We start from the raw sequence: 14,376 nt of genomic DNA on the forward strand, positions 1-14,376 counted from the left end.
CGCGACCGTCGAGGAGACGGCGCGCGGCTTCCGCGTTCCGCGCGTCCAGTACCGGGCCTCGATTCGAAAAGAACGCCGACTCACCGCAGACTTGACGCATCGGGTCATATCGGTCGGTCGCGGGCAGGAGGTGTGCGTGTGCGCCCGCTGCTGTCCGGACGTGCCGAGGCCCTTGTCGCCGCCGTACTGATCACGGCAGGGCTCGCGGTCGCCTCCAAGGTGTACGGCGCACCCGATCCCGCGGCCCTGGCCGACCCGCCCACCCTGGTCGAATCGGTGCGGGCGAAGGCGTCACCGCCCGCGGGCCGTACCCAGGCCTCGTGCCGTACGAGCATCGAGGGCTCGCACGCCACCGCGTCCTGCCACAACCCGAATCCGGAGACCGACCGCATCCGGCTGCACGTCGAGTGTGAGCGCTGGTGGGACATCGACGAGGACGGTGTTCCGGCGGACGTACGGCCGACGGGCTACACGGAGCTCGCCGGACGTTGCTGGAAGGGGATACGCGCGGCGTGGGTCACCCATGAGCGGGTCCATCGCTGAGAGCGTCACGCGCACGGAGGACTTCGCCGGAGGGCTTCACGTGTCTGTAAGGCCCCGGGCGTCCGTGGGGCCCCGGGCGTCCGTCCGCTCCGGGGGCCCTGGGGAGCCGCTCGCTCCCCGTTCGCCTCAGGCCCGTTCCGCAAGGCAGTTGAGGGCGTGACTCGCGGCCTCGGTGCCCGCGGTTTCCACATCGCCCGCCCGGATCGCCGCCACCAGCCGCGCGTGGTCCATATGGTTCTCGGGCCGCAACTCCCGCCCCACGTCGTCGCGGAGCGTTTCGCGCAGCAGGTGGCCCAGGTCCGCGTACAGCTCGGTCAGTACGTCGTTGTGCGAGGCCGAGACGACCGCCATGTGGAGGGTCGCGTCGGCCGTGACGAACCGCTCGGCGTCGCCCGCCTCCCAGGCCTCCTCGCGCCGGGCGAGAAGGGTCTCCAGCTGCCGCAGGTCCCGCTCCGTACGCCGCTCGGCCGCCAGCCGGGCGGCCGAGGACTCCAGCGTGGAGCGCAGCTCGGCGACATGCCGCGGATTCGCGCCGGCGAATCTGCGGTGCATCACCCCGGCCAGTTCGCTCGTCGCGACGACATAGGTCCCCGAACCCTGCCGGATGTCCAGGAGCCCGTTGTGGGCGAGCGCGCGCACCGCCTCTCTCACGGTGTTGCGGGCCACGCCCAACTGCTCGACCAGCTCGGGCTCGGTGGGGATGCGTGAGCCCACCGGCCATTCACCGGACGTGATCTGGTTCCGCAGCTCGGTGATCACCTGGTCGGAGAGCGCGGAACGCCGGGGAGAGGTCAGCGCCATGGTGTTCCCAGTCTGTCGGGGGCCGTGCCTGTGTCAGGCCGAAAGTGGATTGGACAGCCAATCATCCCATGATTCTATGATGACCTCATGTCCGACGAGCCGCAGATACCGATACCGACCCAGCCCCACACCCAGACCCTGAGCCCACCCGGTACGGCGTCCGCGTCCGTCTCCGGCGTCACCGATTCCGGCTGCTCCTCCGCCTCCCTCGATTCCGCCGGGCCGCGTATGCCGGTCTGGCTCACGCGGCTGCTCGTCGCCGGGCTGGTCCTCGCCGCCCTGAACCTCCGCCCCGCCATCACCAGCCTCGGCTCGCTGCTCGAAGAGGTGCGGGTCGGGCTGCACATGAGCGGCAGCGTCGCGGGTGTCCTCACCTCCGTACCGCCCCTGTGTTTCGCGCTCTTCGGCTTCACCGCGCCCCGCCTGGCCCGGCGCTTCGGCCCCGGCGCGGTCGTCTGCGCGGGCATGATCGCCATCACGGCGGGCCTGCTGATCCGCCCCTTCGCGAACGGTACGGTCGGCTTCCTCGCGGCCAGCGCGTTCGCGCTCATGGGGATCGCCGTCAGCAATGTGCTGATGCCGGTGATCGTCAAGCGCTACTTCCCCGACCGCGTCGGCACCATGACCGGTCTGTACTCGATGGCCCTCGCGCTCGGCACCGCTTCCGCCGCCGCCGTTACCGTGCCCATGACCGAGGCGCTGGGCGGCAGTTGGCGGATGGGGCTCGGCGTCTGGGCGGTGCTCGCGGCGGTCGCCGTACTGCCGTGGCTCGGGCTGGTACGTGACCGGAGCGCCGCGTCCGCGGCCGGGCCCGGTGCCATGCCGGGTTCCGTGCCGGGTTCGGGTTCCGCGTCCGCCGCGCCGCTCCGGCTCCGGCGCAGCCGTACCGCCTGGGCGCTCGCCTGCTTCTTCGGCCTTCAGGCCAGCGGCGCGTACATCACCATGGGGTGGATGCCGCAGATCTTCCGCGACGCGGGCGTCCCGGCGGGCACGGCGGGTCTGCTGCTTGCCGTGATCATGGTGATGGGCGTGCCACTGGCCTTCGTGATCCCGCGAACGGCCGCGCGCATGAAGAACCAGGGGTCCGTCGGCGTCGCTCTGGGCACCTGCGGGCTGATCGCCTATGTGGGCCTCTACGTGGCCCCGGTCGGCGGGGCCTGGCTCTGGGCCGTGCTCCTGGGCATCTCGAACTGCGCCTTCCCGCTGGCCCTCACCATGATCGGTATGAGGGCCAGGACCGGGGCGGGAGTCGTACGGCTCTCCGCGTTCACCCAGTGCGTGGGCTACCTGATCTCGATCCCCGGGCCGCTGCTGGTCGGTGTGCTCTACCAGCACACCGGGGGCTGGGGGCTGCCGATCGCGCTGATGGCGGGATTCCTGGTGCCGCAGATGGTGGCGGGGGTCGTGGCCGGGCGGGACCGGACGATCGAGGAGGAAGCGCGGGTGCGAGACTGAGCACATGCCAGTCCTTGAGCCAAACCCCCAGAACGGCCAGCAGAAGCTGCTCCTCCTGTTCGGCACGATCATCGGCATTCTGGTGATCATCGGCGTCATCGCGTCCGTCGTCTCGCCATGAACCTTCAGCGGGGAGGGGGGTAGCCCTACCGTCCCTTAGGGGGAGAGGCTCAGGGTGAAGTGGGTGGGTCGCCGGATGGGATTCGGGGCCCGTGATCCGTAGCTTTGAGGCATCGCGAATCCACCCACCCCGGAGGCGGCCATGCCGGCCCATACGCACGCCCGGTCCCACCCCCAGGCATCCTCCGGCGGCGTCGAGATCCGGTTGCCGTGGTGGTCCGTGGCTCTGCCGGCGCTCGCTTTCGTCGTGCTGCTGGTGCTCATGGCGGACTCCGGCCGGGCGCAGGCCGCGGCGGGCGATCCCGTGGTCGGCCGCGTTCTGGAGCAGATCCGCCTGACTCTGGCGGGGTGATGCCGAGTGGTCGGTGAGACTGTTCACCCGTGCTGGGGCAGCACGCCAACACCCTGCGCCTCGTGGCGCGATTCATGCGAAGCTGGGATGCATGAGCGTCGATACACCGCGCAGGATCGTCCTACTCCGGCACGCGAAGGCCGACTGGCCCGATGTGCCCGACCATGATCGGCCGCTCGCCGAGCGGGGCCGCTCGGATGCCTCCGTGGCCGGCCGCAGGCTCGCCGATACCGGTATCGCCTTCGACCTGGCTCTCTGCTCCACTTCGGTCAGAACCCGTGAGACGTGGAAGCTCGCCGTGCAGGAATTGCCGACGCGTCCCAAGACCGTCTACGAGGACCGGCTCTACGACGCCACCCTCGGTGATCTTCTGGCGCTGATCAACGAGACGCCCGACGACGTGAGTGATCTTCTCCTCGTCGGCCACAATCCCGGTACGCACGCGCTCGCCGATGCCCTTTCGGGTACGTCCGAGGGCGACACCATCGCTCGGATGACCCGTTCCGGATTCCCGACCTCGGCCTTCGCCGTGATCACCTTTCCCACCTCGTGGAAGTCGGTGGAGCACGGAGCGGGCAGGCTGGTCGACTTCTGGACCCCGCACGACTGACCAGACGGCGAGCGGGCGGCCATCACAGCGCTGGCCAGGCCCTCTGGTCCGCGTATACGTACCTGAGAAGCCCCGGCACGGGCCTTGGACTCAAGGTCACCGTGCCGGGGCTTCTCCCGTAGGGTCGGTCTCTTCAGTCGTCGAGGCGGCCGTCTTCGCCGTCGGCAGCCTCTACCTCTTCGCGGGTGATGCCCAGGAGATACAGCACGGTGTCCAGGAACGGGACGTTCACCGCCGTGTGGGCGGCCTGGCGGACCACCGGCTTGGCGTTGAAGGCCACCCCGAGGCCTGCCGCGTTCAGCATGTCGAGGTCGTTGGCGCCGTCGCCGATCGCGACGGTCTGCGCCAGGGGTACGCCCGCCTCGGCGGCGAACCGGCGCAGCAGCCGGGCCTTGCCCGCGCGGTCGACGATCTCGCCCACCACGCGCCCGGTGAGTTTCCCGTCCACGATCTCCAGCGTGTTGGCGGAGGCGAAGTCCAGCCCGAGCTGTTCCTGGAGAGCATCGGTGACCTGGGTGAATCCGCCGGAGACGACACCTACTTGGTAGCCGAGCCGCTTGAGCGTACGGATCAGGGTGCGGGCCCCCGGCGTGAGCCGGACTTCGGCCCGTACCTTGTCCACCACCGACACGTCGAGCCCGGCGAGCAGGGCCACCCGCGCGTGCAGCGACTCCTCGAAGTCCAGCTCCCCGAGCATGGCCCTGGCCGTCACCTCGGCGACCTCGGACTCGCAGCCGGCGTGCGCCGCGAAGAGTTCGATGACCTCGTCCTGGATGAGAGTCGAGTCCACGTCCATGACGACCAGCCGCTGGGCCCGGCGGTGCAGTCCGGCCGAGACGACCGCGACATCCACCCCGATCTCGGAGCCCGCCGTGGCCAGCGCGGTGCGCAGGGGTTCGGTCTCCACGCCGGACACCGCGAACTCCACCGCGGTGACCGGGTATTTCGCCAGCCGGAAGATACGGTCGATGTTTCCGCCGGTCGAGGTGATGCTGGCGGCTATGGCCGCCGTCGACTCCGCGGTCAGTGGGTTGCCGAGCACGGTGACATGCGAACGGCCGCTGCCACGCGGCCGGTTGTCACCCGTGCCGGAGATGATCTCTGCCTGGAGGTTGAGCGACTCCGCCCAGCTGTGAACGGTCGCCCGTAGCTCGCCCGCGCTGGGGTCGGCGGCCGTCGGCGCGGTGATCAGCGCGCACAGGACGATCCGGCCACGGGTGACGACCTGCTCGATGTCGATCACATCGACGGAGTAGGCGGCGAGGGTGTCGAAGAGCCCGGCGGTGATGCCGGGGCGGTCCTTCCCGAAGATCTTGACGAGAAGGGTGGGGACGTCGGCGGTCCGAGGGGGATGAGGTGCGCTCATGGTGGTTCCACCGTATCGGGCGCGGTTCGGAAAGGGGCCGCCCGTCCCGCTTGGCGGACACGCGTGAGGGGCGGGCCGGACGCCTCGTGCACGGTGGGTGTTGGACGCGCCCCGGTCAGTGAGCGGGGGCTCGGTTCGAGTCCATCCGGGTGGCCGGAAAGCGACGGTGCTCCGCCGCCGGGCCCGCGCGGTGGACGCCTCATCGAGGTCCCGTCCGGCCTCCGGTGCGCCACCGCCTCCTCCGGTGCGCCACCGCCTCCTCCGGTACGTCCCCGCCTCCTCCAGTGCGCCACCGCCTCCTCCGGTACGTCCCCGCCTCCTCCGGAGGCTCTGCGCGACCGTGTCGATTTCCGGCGATTATGTCCTTCTTGTGATCGTTCCTTGTCTTCCTGGCTGATCCGTGGTCACTCGTGCGCGCTTCATGCTCTCCGGGTGCCTTTCTCCCGCGTCAACAACCCCTCCCCGGGGGCTGTTACGCGGTTGTACCGGTATCGCGTCAGGCCCGACTTTCGAAGAGGGGTGCGCGCCTGAAATAGTTCCCACCGATGTTCGCCATCCCTAGACTCCCGGCGACGGGGGAACTTCGGGGGACAATAAGTGGGGCATGGAGTGCCGGAACTCGTACTGGAATTGAACGGAAGGACCTGGACGCTCGATCCGTCCAGGTCATACACCCTGGGGCGTGATCCGCAGGGTGACCTGGTGATCGACGACGCCAGGGTCTCGTGGCGTCACGCCACCATCAGCTGGACAGGCCGCGGTTGGGTCATCGAGGACCACGGCAGCACCAACGGCACCTATGCGCAGGGTCGGCGCATCCACCAGATGGACCTCGCCGCAGGCTCCGTCGTACATCTCGGAAATGCCACTGACGGGCCCCGGCTGAGTCTTGCCGGCGCCAAGGGCGGCACCGGCGGGGAGCCGGAGGCCGGTGCGCAGGCGGCGGCGTCCTACCAGGCTTCGCAGCAGCAGAACTGGCAGCAGCAACCGCAGCACCAGCCCGCGCAGCACCAAGCACCAAAACATCAGCAGCAGGCGCCTCTCCAGCAGCAGGCACCCGCCCAGCAGCAGAACTGGCAGCAGCCCCAACAACAGGCTCTCCAGCAGCAAACACCGCAGTACCAGGCACAGGTGCCGCACCAGCAGGGTGGTGGAGCACCTGCCCACCAGGGCATGGGCTCGGGCGGCGCCGCGGGGGCCCCGCCGGTGCTCGGCGACCGCAGCCCGACCACCTTCCACCAGTTCTCGCTCGGCCGCGTGATGCGGATAGGCCGTGCGCTCGAGAACGAACTGGTCGTCTCCGACCTCCAGGTCTCGCGCCTGCACGCCGAGTTCACGGCGACGCCCGACGGCCGCTTCGAGATCCGTGACCTCGGATCCCACAACGGCACGTACGTCAACGGACAGCCGATAGCCAAGTCCGGCACCGTACTCCTCGGCCCGAACGACATCGTCGGCGTCGGCCACTCGACCTTCCGCCTCGTCGGCGACCGGCTCGAAGAGTTCGTCGACACCGGTGCGGTCTCCTTCTCAGCCCGCCACCTGACGGTGACGGTCGACGGCGGCAAGCAGATCCTCAAGGACGTCTCCTTCGGCCTCCCCGAGAAGTCGCTGGTCGCGGTCATCGGCCCGTCGGGCTCCGGCAAGTCCACCCTGCTCAAGGCGCTCACCGGCTACCGCCCCGCCGACCAGGGCGATGTCCTCTACGACAACCGGAATCTGTACAAGCAGTTCGCCGAGCTGCGCCAGCGCATCGGTCTGGTCCCGCAGGACGACATCCTGCACAAGGAGCTGACCGTCAGGAAGGCACTCAAGTACGCCGCCAAGCTCCGCTTCCCCGGTGACACCGCCGAGGCCGAGCGCGAGGCGCGTATCGACGAGGTGCTGCGCGAGCTGAAGCTCGACATCCACAAGGGCAAGAAGATCACCTCGCTCTCCGGCGGTCAGCGCAAGCGCGTGTCCGTGGCCCTGGAGCTGCTCACCAAGCCGTCGCTGATCTTCCTGGACGAGCCGACCTCCGGCCTCGACCCGGGCATGGACCGCGATGTCATGCAGTTGCTGCGCGGCCTCGCCGACGACGGCCGTACGGTCCTGGTCGTCACCCACTCCGTGGCCGAGCTGGCCATCTGCGACAAGCTGCTCGTAATGGCCCCCGGCGGTTCCGTCGCGTACTTCGGCCCGCCGGAGGAAGCGCTCAACTTCTTCGGCTACAGCACATGGGCGGATGTCTTCTCGGCGTTCGAGAACTACCGCGACTACGACTGGGCGGGCCGCTGGCGCGGTTCGCAGCACTACCAGATGTACGCCGCCGACATCGACGCCGTCGCCGTCCAGTCCGTCCCCATGCCGCCGCCGCAGCAGATGCGCCCGCCGAAGGCACAGAGCTGGGGTTCCCAGCTCTGGACGCTGATGCGCCGCTACACGTCGGTGATCGCGTCCGACAAGGGCTTCATGGGACTGATGGTGATCCTGCCGGCCGTCCTCGGCGTGGTCAGTCTCGTCATCCCGGCCGAATTCGGCCTCGGGCCGCCCGATCCGCCGGTCAAGTTCAACGGCAAGGCCGGCACGATCATGCTGATCATCGCGGTCGGCATGTGCTTCTCGGGCGCGGCCAACTCCGTACGTGAGCTGATCAAGGAACGAGTGATCTACGAACGGGAACGGGCCACCGGCCTGTCCCGCTCCGCGTATCTCATGTCCAAGGTCATCGTGCTCGGTGTGATCACGGCGTTCCAGGGCGTCATCATCTGCGGCATCGGCTTCGCCAACCGCGCGATGCCGGCGGAGGGGCTGCTCATGCCCCCGGCCGTCGAGATCTGCCTGGTCGTGATCGCCCTCGGCTTCACCTCGATGATGGTCGGTCTGGTCATCTCCTCGCTGGTGAAGACCGCCGAGAAGACGATGCCGCTGCTGGTCATGTTCGCGATCGTCCAGGTCGTCTTCACCGGCGTCCTCTTCCAGCTGTACGGCTCGCCGGGCCTGGAACAGTTCGCCTGGCTGATGCCCTCCCGCTGGGCCATCGCGGGCGCGGGCTCGACCCTCGACCTCCAGACGCTGATGCCGCCGTGGGACCCGCAGAAGCCCACCGATGTGGACGGTCTGTGGGAGCACTCGGTGGGCCAGTGGGGCATCAACATCACGATCCTGCTGGTGATGGGTGCCCTCTGCGGTGTCGCGGTGTCGCGTCTGCTGCGCCGTCACGAGCCGGAGGTCATGCGCAAGTAGCGATGCGCCCGGACGCCCACACCCGCGGGCGTCCACGCACACACGCCGGAGGGCGGCACCCCCTGTTCGGGGGTGCCGCCCTCCGGCGTTGTCACGCGTCGGTACGCCTCGTCGCGCACGGGCGACGCGTCAGTATGTGCTCAGCTCGACAGCGGGACGGCTGTCCCGCCGTCGGCCTGTCCGGTCGTCCGGGTGGGGACGGCTCAGTACGCGCTGTTGACGTTGTCCATCGAGCCGTACTTGTCAGCCGCGTAGTTGGCCGCGGCCACGATGTTGGAGACCGGGTTCCAGATGTTGTTCGGCGTTCCGGAGACGTGGTACGCCTTGAACGTCGGGGGGATGACCTGGAGCAGGCCCTTCGACGGGATGCCGTTCTGGGCGTTGATGTCCCAGTTGTTGATCGCCGACGGGTTGCCGGACGACTCGCGGAGGATGTTCCGGTGCAGACCGTCGTACGAACCGGGGATGCCCTTGGCCTTCATGATGGCCAGCGACTCACGGATCCAGCCGTCCAGGTTGTTCGCGTAGACAGGCTTGCGCTCGGCGGAGCGGCTGGCGGTCGTCGCCTTGCCACTGCGCTTCTCGGCGGCCTTGGCCTTGGCCTTCGCTTCGGCCTTCGCCTTGGCGGCGGCCTTGGCCTTCGCGGCCGCTTCGGCCTTGTCCTTGTCCGCTGCCTTCACCGCGGCGGCGTGAGCCTTGGCGGAGCTGTCGGCAGTGGTGTGCTGCTTGGCGATGATCGCGTGCACGGCCGAGGCCTGAGCGCTGTCCGAAGCCGACTTCCAGGCGACCTGCGAAGCGGCGACGGGCTGCTGCTGCGGCTCAGCGTCGGCGGTGGCGTTGCCACCGGGGACGAGCGAGAACGTGAGGGCCGCGACACCGGCGGCGGCTATGCCGGCGGCCGAAGCCTTCTGGGTCTTGTTCAGGCGACTGAGACCAGGGGTGCGTGACGAGAACATAGAGACGAACCTCTTCGAATAGCGGAAGTCGCGGAGGCCGGGCGGCCAGCCAACTCGGCGGCGACAGATGCAATTCTTAGCGGCCGCAAAAACGCGTGGCAAAGGTGTGACGTACGACCTCGGATAGTGGAACCAGGAGCCGTAATAGCGTCCCGTCCGCCTCTTATGCCGTGCTCACACCCAGGTTCCTTATCGACTAGCGAACTTCGTAAGTGATCCACGTCCTATGCTCGGGCTCACATCGGGGGCATAACGACTTGACCATGCGTTGCTTCAGCAATGCGAAACGTGAGTGTTTTCCCGGATAGCCCGTCCCCGCACTCCACGGGCGCCCGCCAAAGCCTCCCGGAGCCCCTTTCAGGGGCTCTCGCCGGGGAGAAGCAGATGGACATCCCCGAATTCGTGCCAGAGATAGCGCCGGCGCAGCGCCTCCCGGTACCCCCGCTCCAGCGCCTCCCGCCCGGCGATCGCCGCCAGCATCAGCAGATGCGAGGCCTCCGGCTCGTGCAGCCCGGTCAGCAGCCCGTCCACGGCCCGTACCCGGCGGCGGGGCGTCAGCACCAGATCCGTCCACCCCGAGGCCGCCCGCACCACCCCGTCCGGCCCCGCCGCCGACTCCAGGGCCCGCACCGCCGTCGTGCCCACCGCGACCACCTTCCCGCCGCCCGCCGCGGCCGCGTTCACCAGCCGGGCCGTAGCCTCCGGCACCTCGAAGCGCTCCGGATACGGCGGCTCGTACGCCTCCGCCGACGCCACCCCCGTATGCAGCGTGAGCGGCGCGAACCACACGCCCCGGCTCACCAGCTCCGCGATCAGACCCGTGGTGAAGGGCCGGCCGGCGCTCGGCATCTCCGCCGAGCCCGAGCCGTCGGGGGAGGGGAGCGCGAACACTGTCTGGTACGCGGACAGCGGCTGGTCCCGTTCCGTGTACCCGTAGCGGATGGGACGGCCGTAGCGGCGCAGCAGCCCCGGCACATCGGCGCAGGAGACCGTCGCCCACCACAGCCGTGCCCTCCCCGAGGCCAGCGGCTCCTCCAGGACGAGCCGCTCCCCGCCCGGCAGCCGTACGTTCGCCCCCACCGGACCCCCGGCCCGGGGCAGGGTGGTCCCCGCACCCGCCCGCCCGTCCGGAACCCGCAGCTCCACCGCCCACCGGCCGTCGTCACCGCGCGTGGAGAAGTGCACGACGACCCGCTCGCCGCCCAGGCGGCCGTTGACCGCGGCCGGGAGCGTGGCCGACGTATTGACGACCAGCACGTCCCCGGCCCGCAGCTGCCCCGGCAGCTCACGGAAGGCGTGGTGGGTGACCCGCGTCCCCCGGGACACCAGCAGCCGTACGTCGTCCCTGCCCGCCCCGCGCTGCTCCGCCGGGACCCGCGCCGACAGCTCCCCGGGCACCCGCAGCCCGTCCAGCAGGCTCCTGGCGCCTGGCCCCGGGCCCGTGGCGGGGACGGCCGTCTCCCTCATTCGGCCACCTCCAGCAACGAGGGGGCCGCGTACCGGCCGCTCGGCGGTCGCCGCTCCAGCAGCCGCAGGAAGCCCGGCACCACCGACTCCGGCGCCGGACGCGGATCGGCGTCGTCCGGCACTGCGGCCGCGTACAGGTCCGTCGCCATGTCACCCGGATCCACCGCCCACACCCGCAGCCCCGGCTCCTCCACCGCGAGTACCGCGGCGAGCTGGTCCAGCGCTGCCTTGGACGCCCCGTACCCGCCCCAGGTCTCGTACGCCTCGGCCGCCGCGTCGGAACTGACCGTGATCACCGAGCCCGCCGCGCTCGCCCGCAGCAGCGGCAGCGCCTCCCGCACGAGCCCGAGCGCCGCCACCACATTGGCCTCCAACGCCGCCCGGAGCCCGTCGAGCGGCAGCGCGTCCAGCCGCAGGAGCGGCTCCGCGCCCAGCGCGGAAGCGTTGCTCACCACCAGATCGAGCGCACCCAGCTCCGCCGCCGCGGCCACCAGCTCCGCCCGGTGCCCGGCGTCCGTGACATCCCCGGCGAGCGCCACCACGCGAGTCCCGTACGCCCCGGCCTCCCCGGCCGTCTCCCTCAGTACGCGCGCGGTCCTGGCATCCAGCACCAGATCCCAGCCGCGCCGGGCGAGCGCCGACGCCAGCGCGCGCCCCAGTCCCTTCGAAGCCCCTGTGATGATCGCCACCGGCATGACGTCCACTCCTTCTCACGTCGACGTGCCCCACCTGACGCACCCAACGTAGGAACCCGTGACCCTCCGCCGCCTCGTACGCGGGCCCCGTCCCACCAGGGCATTTCGGCCTAGGCCAACAGCCCCGGCCGACTGCGTCTCCGGTCCGATACGACGTGTCCCGCCCGCCGGTACGGTGAGATCATGAGCCACCGACCGAGTTCCGGCCTGGCCGCCGTGAGCACCGCACTTCTCGCGATGAGCAGGCATCTGGAGGTGCGTGACGTCCTCAAGACGATCGTCGCCTCGGCCCGCGAACTGCTCGACGCCGAGTACGCGGCGCTCGGCGTCCCGGACGACCACGGCGGGTTCGCCCAGTTCGTCGTGGACGGTGTCAGCGACGAACAGTGGAAGGCCATCGGCCCGCTGCCGCGTCAGCACGGCATCCTCGCCGCGATGCTCCACGACGAGAAGGCCGAGCGGCTCGCGGACGTACGCGAGGACCCCCGCTTCGAGGGCTGGCCCGCCGCGCACCCCGACATGTCGGACTTCCTCGGCCTGCCGGTCAGGGACGGCGACGAGACCCTCGGCGCGCTCTTCCTTGCCAACAAACGCTGCCCCAAGCCGGACGGCGGCTGCGGATTCACCGAGGAGGACGAGGAACTCCTCTCGATCCTCGCCCAGCACGCCGCGATCGCCCTCACCAACGCCCGGCTGTACGAGCGCAGCCGCGAACTCACCATCGCCGAGGAGCGCTCGCGCCTCGCCCACGAACTGCACGACGCCGTCAGCCAGAAACTCTTCTCGCTACGGCTGACGGCCCAGGCGGCCGCCGCCCTGGTGGACCGCGACCCCGACCGTGCCAAGGACGAACTCCAGCAGGTCGCCGCGCTCGCCGCGGAGGCGACCGAGGAACTGGGCGCCGCCGTCGTCGAGTTGCGCCCCGCGGCCCTGGACGAGGACGGTCTGGTCAACACGCTCCGTACCCAGATCAGGGTGCTCGACCGCGCGCACTCCGCCCGGGTCACTTTCGAGAGCCGCGCGGTACGAGCCCTTCCGGCGGCCCAGGAGGAGGCGCTCCTGCGCGTGGCCCAGGAAGCCCTGCACAACGCGCTGCGTCACTCCGGCGCCGACCGGGTCGATGTCGTCCTCGCCCGTCGGGGCCAGGGCGCGGCCCTCTCGGTCACCGACAACGGCAAGGGCTTCGAACCCCGGACGGTCCGCCGGGCGGGCCGCCACCTCGGCCTGGTCTCGATGCGCGACCGGGCGAGTGGGGTGGGCGGCAGACTCCGGGTGCGATCGGCACCCGGCCAAGGCACCACGATCGAGATGGAGGTGCCCGGTGGCTGAACAGGACAGGGGCAGCGCGAGGCCGGACGGGCGGGCCATCCACGTACTGCTGGTGGACGACCACCAAGTGGTGCGCCGTGGACTCCGTACCTTCCTGGAGATCCAGGACGACATCAAGGTCGTCGGCGAGGCGTCCGACGGCGCCGAGGGAGTCGCCCGCGCCGAGGAACTGCGCCCCGACGTCGTCCTGATGGACATCAAGATGCCCGGCATGGACGGCATCGAGGCGCTGCGAAAACTCCGGGGCCTCGACAATCCGGCCAGGGTCCTGATCGTCACGAGCTTCACCGAACAGCGCACCGTGGTCCCGGCGTTGCGCGCCGGAGCCTCCGGCTACGTCTACAAGGACGTCGATCCCGAGGCCCTGGCCGGTGCCATCCGCTCCGTCCACGCGGGCCACGTGCTCCTCCAGCCGGAGGTCGCGGGCGCGCTGCTGGCCCAGGACGACCCCAACAGCGGCCAGGGGAGGGGCACCTCGCTCACCGAACGGGAGCGAGAGGTACTCGGCCTGATCGCCGACGGACGCTCCAACCGGGAAATCGCCCGCGCCCTGGTGCTCTCCGAGAAAACCGTGAAGACGCACGTATCGAACATTCTGATGAAGCTGGATCTCTCGGACCGAACACAAGCCGCCCTGTGGGCCGTCCGACATGGGCTTACGGACTAATTGACGCGATTGTCCTTCAGTCCGAGATTCATACCGTCGTGTGTATGTCACCCACACGGCGCATCCTGATCGCGGGTCGGGCGTTCTTCATGGCGTGCGGCGACGAATGGTCGCCACACGTGATGATCGCGATTAAGGAATATCCCATGAACGTTGCCAAGAAGGCCGCCCTGGTTCTCGTCACCGCCGGTCTCGCCGCGGGTGCCTCCGCAGGCGCCGCTTTCGCCACCGACGGCGGTGCCCACGCCAACGGCTCGGCGCAGCACAGCCCGGGTGTCGGCTCCGGCAACGCGGTCCAGGTCCCGGTCGCCGTCCCGGTCAATGTGACCGGCAACACGGTGACCGTGATCGGCCTGCTGAACCCGGCGTTCGGCAACCACTCCGTGAACCACTGACGACCAGCCCCCACCGGCCCCACCCACGCCAGGGGTGGGGCCACCGGCATGTCCGAGCCGACCACTGCCGACGTGCGGACGAGGAACCGGCGGGAGGGGGCCGGGGCCGCAGGAGGTGACGTGTCCGGACGTAAAGCGTGATTTGTGCCGCAGGCCGGCCCGCACCCGAAAAACAACCCGCACGCGGCGTAAATCATGCAGTCCGGACATGCGCCTCCGGAGGCGCCGGCCCCCGCACCACCCACGGCACACACCGCACCCGCGACCGCACCCCGCGCCGGACGGCGACACCGCACCCTGCGCCGGACGGCGACACCGCACCCTGCGCCGGACGGCGACACCGCACCCTGCGCCGGACGGCGACACCGCACCCTGCGCCGGACGGCGACACCGCA

At 70.1% G+C, this 14,376-nt stretch carries 14 protein-coding genes; 9 read left to right on the plus strand and 5 right to left on the minus strand.

Features of this window, described 5'->3' with window-relative positions:
• The first annotated feature begins 138 nt into the window (after positions 1-138).
• Positions 139-543 (plus strand): hypothetical protein, encoded by a 405-nt coding sequence (locus ACIOJD_RS12395; protein WP_401911532.1) that lies wholly within the window; start codon positions 139-141, stop codon positions 541-543.
• 126 nt (positions 544-669) lie between these two features.
• On the opposite strand, the gene ACIOJD_RS12400 is transcribed toward ACIOJD_RS12395, so the two are convergent.
• Positions 670-1,344, minus strand: a complete 675-nt coding sequence (locus tag ACIOJD_RS12400) for a FadR/GntR family transcriptional regulator (protein WP_401911535.1) — start codon at positions 1,342-1,344, stop codon at positions 670-672.
• An 87-nt stretch (positions 1,345-1,431) separates the two neighbouring features.
• Between ACIOJD_RS12400 and ACIOJD_RS12405 the strand changes: the two genes are divergently transcribed.
• From ACIOJD_RS12405 to ACIOJD_RS12420, 4 genes are all read left to right on the plus strand, one after another.
• Positions 1,432-2,799 (plus strand): CynX/NimT family MFS transporter, encoded by a 1,368-nt coding sequence (locus ACIOJD_RS12405; protein ID WP_401911538.1) that lies wholly within the window; start codon positions 1,432-1,434, stop codon positions 2,797-2,799.
• 4 nt (positions 2,800-2,803) lie between these two features.
• Positions 2,804-2,920 (plus strand): SGM_5486 family transporter-associated protein, encoded by a 117-nt coding sequence (locus ACIOJD_RS12410; protein WP_401911540.1) that lies wholly within the window; start codon positions 2,804-2,806, stop codon positions 2,918-2,920.
• A gap of 141 nt (positions 2,921-3,061) precedes the next feature.
• Entirely contained in the window at positions 3,062-3,271 is a 210-nt protein-coding gene (locus ACIOJD_RS12415; protein WP_401911543.1) for a hypothetical protein, read from the plus strand.
• Between the two features lie 91 nt (positions 3,272-3,362).
• On the plus strand, positions 3,363-3,881 hold the full coding sequence (locus ACIOJD_RS12420) for a SixA phosphatase family protein (RefSeq protein ID WP_401911545.1): 519 nt from the start codon (positions 3,363-3,365) through the stop codon (positions 3,879-3,881).
• Between the two features lie 133 nt (positions 3,882-4,014).
• On the opposite strand, the gene serB is transcribed toward ACIOJD_RS12420, so the two are convergent.
• Positions 4,015-5,247 carry a phosphoserine phosphatase SerB gene (gene serB / locus ACIOJD_RS12425; protein ID WP_401911547.1) on the minus strand — a complete coding sequence of 411 codons (1,233 nt, stop codon included), beginning with the start codon at positions 5,245-5,247 and terminating at the stop codon, positions 4,015-4,017.
• A gap of 597 nt (positions 5,248-5,844) precedes the next feature.
• Between serB and ACIOJD_RS12430 the strand changes: the two genes are divergently transcribed.
• Positions 5,845-8,472 (plus strand): FHA domain-containing protein, encoded by a 2,628-nt coding sequence (locus ACIOJD_RS12430; protein WP_401911549.1) that lies wholly within the window; start codon positions 5,845-5,847, stop codon positions 8,470-8,472.
• 203 nt (positions 8,473-8,675) lie between these two features.
• Here the strand turns inward: ACIOJD_RS12430 and ACIOJD_RS12435 are convergent, their stop codons facing one another.
• From ACIOJD_RS12435 to ACIOJD_RS12445, 3 genes are all read right to left on the minus strand, one after another.
• Positions 8,676-9,428 carry a transglycosylase SLT domain-containing protein gene (locus ACIOJD_RS12435; RefSeq protein WP_401911552.1) on the minus strand — a complete coding sequence of 251 codons (753 nt, stop codon included), beginning with the start codon at positions 9,426-9,428 and terminating at the stop codon, positions 8,676-8,678.
• A gap of 357 nt (positions 9,429-9,785) precedes the next feature.
• Positions 9,786-10,895: an S-adenosylmethionine:tRNA ribosyltransferase-isomerase gene (locus ACIOJD_RS12440; RefSeq protein ID WP_401911554.1), complete on the minus strand. Its 1,110-nt coding sequence runs from the start codon at positions 10,893-10,895 to the stop codon at positions 9,786-9,788.
• Entirely contained in the window at positions 10,892-11,590 is a 699-nt protein-coding gene (locus tag ACIOJD_RS12445) for an SDR family NAD(P)-dependent oxidoreductase (protein WP_401911557.1), read from the minus strand. The genes ACIOJD_RS12440 and ACIOJD_RS12445 overlap by 4 nt, the downstream gene beginning before the upstream one ends.
• Positions 11,591-11,773: 183 nt before the next feature.
• Between ACIOJD_RS12445 and ACIOJD_RS12450 the strand changes: the two genes are divergently transcribed.
• From ACIOJD_RS12450 to ACIOJD_RS12460, 3 genes are all read left to right on the plus strand, one after another.
• Positions 11,774-12,919, plus strand: coding sequence for a GAF domain-containing sensor histidine kinase (locus ACIOJD_RS12450; RefSeq protein ID WP_401911560.1), 1,146 nt, complete (start codon positions 11,774-11,776; stop codon positions 12,917-12,919).
• Positions 12,912-13,586, plus strand: coding sequence for a response regulator (locus ACIOJD_RS12455; protein WP_401911563.1), 675 nt, complete (start codon positions 12,912-12,914; stop codon positions 13,584-13,586). Before ACIOJD_RS12450 ends, ACIOJD_RS12455 begins: the two co-directional genes overlap by 8 nt.
• Positions 13,587-13,732: 146 nt before the next feature.
• A complete protein-coding gene (locus tag ACIOJD_RS12460; protein ID WP_401911565.1) occupies positions 13,733-13,981 on the plus strand; it encodes a chaplin in 249 nt (82 codons plus the stop codon).
• Positions 13,982-14,376 lie beyond the last annotated feature (395 nt).

The organism is Streptomyces sp. NPDC088116, from assembly GCF_044741745.1.
Lineage (GTDB): Bacteria > Actinomycetota > Actinomycetes > Streptomycetales > Streptomycetaceae > Streptomyces.

Coding starts and splice junctions, on each gene's coding strand:
- ACIOJD_RS12420 (WP_401911545.1), top strand. CDS start 3,363: ATGAGCGTCGATACACCGCGCAGGATCGTCCTACTCCGGCACGCGAAG.
- ACIOJD_RS12415 (WP_401911543.1), top strand. CDS start 3,062: ATGCCGGCCCATACGCACGCCCGGTCCCACCCCCAGGCATCCTCCGGC.
- ACIOJD_RS12400 (WP_401911535.1), bottom strand. CDS start 1,344: ATGGCGCTGACCTCTCCCCGGCGTTCCGCGCTCTCCGACCAGGTGATC.
- ACIOJD_RS12440 (WP_401911554.1), bottom strand. CDS start 10,895: ATGAGGGAGACGGCCGTCCCCGCCACGGGCCCGGGGCCAGGCGCCAGG.
- ACIOJD_RS12405 (WP_401911538.1), top strand. CDS start 1,432: ATGTCCGACGAGCCGCAGATACCGATACCGACCCAGCCCCACACCCAG.
- ACIOJD_RS12410 (WP_401911540.1), top strand. CDS start 2,804: ATGCCAGTCCTTGAGCCAAACCCCCAGAACGGCCAGCAGAAGCTGCTC.
- ACIOJD_RS12450 (WP_401911560.1), top strand. CDS start 11,774: ATGAGCCACCGACCGAGTTCCGGCCTGGCCGCCGTGAGCACCGCACTT.
- ACIOJD_RS12435 (WP_401911552.1), bottom strand. CDS start 9,428: ATGTTCTCGTCACGCACCCCTGGTCTCAGTCGCCTGAACAAGACCCAG.
- serB (WP_401911547.1), bottom strand. CDS start 5,247: ATGAGCGCACCTCATCCCCCTCGGACCGCCGACGTCCCCACCCTTCTC.
- ACIOJD_RS12445 (WP_401911557.1), bottom strand. CDS start 11,590: ATGCCGGTGGCGATCATCACAGGGGCTTCGAAGGGACTGGGGCGCGCG.
- ACIOJD_RS12460 (WP_401911565.1), top strand. CDS start 13,733: ATGAACGTTGCCAAGAAGGCCGCCCTGGTTCTCGTCACCGCCGGTCTC.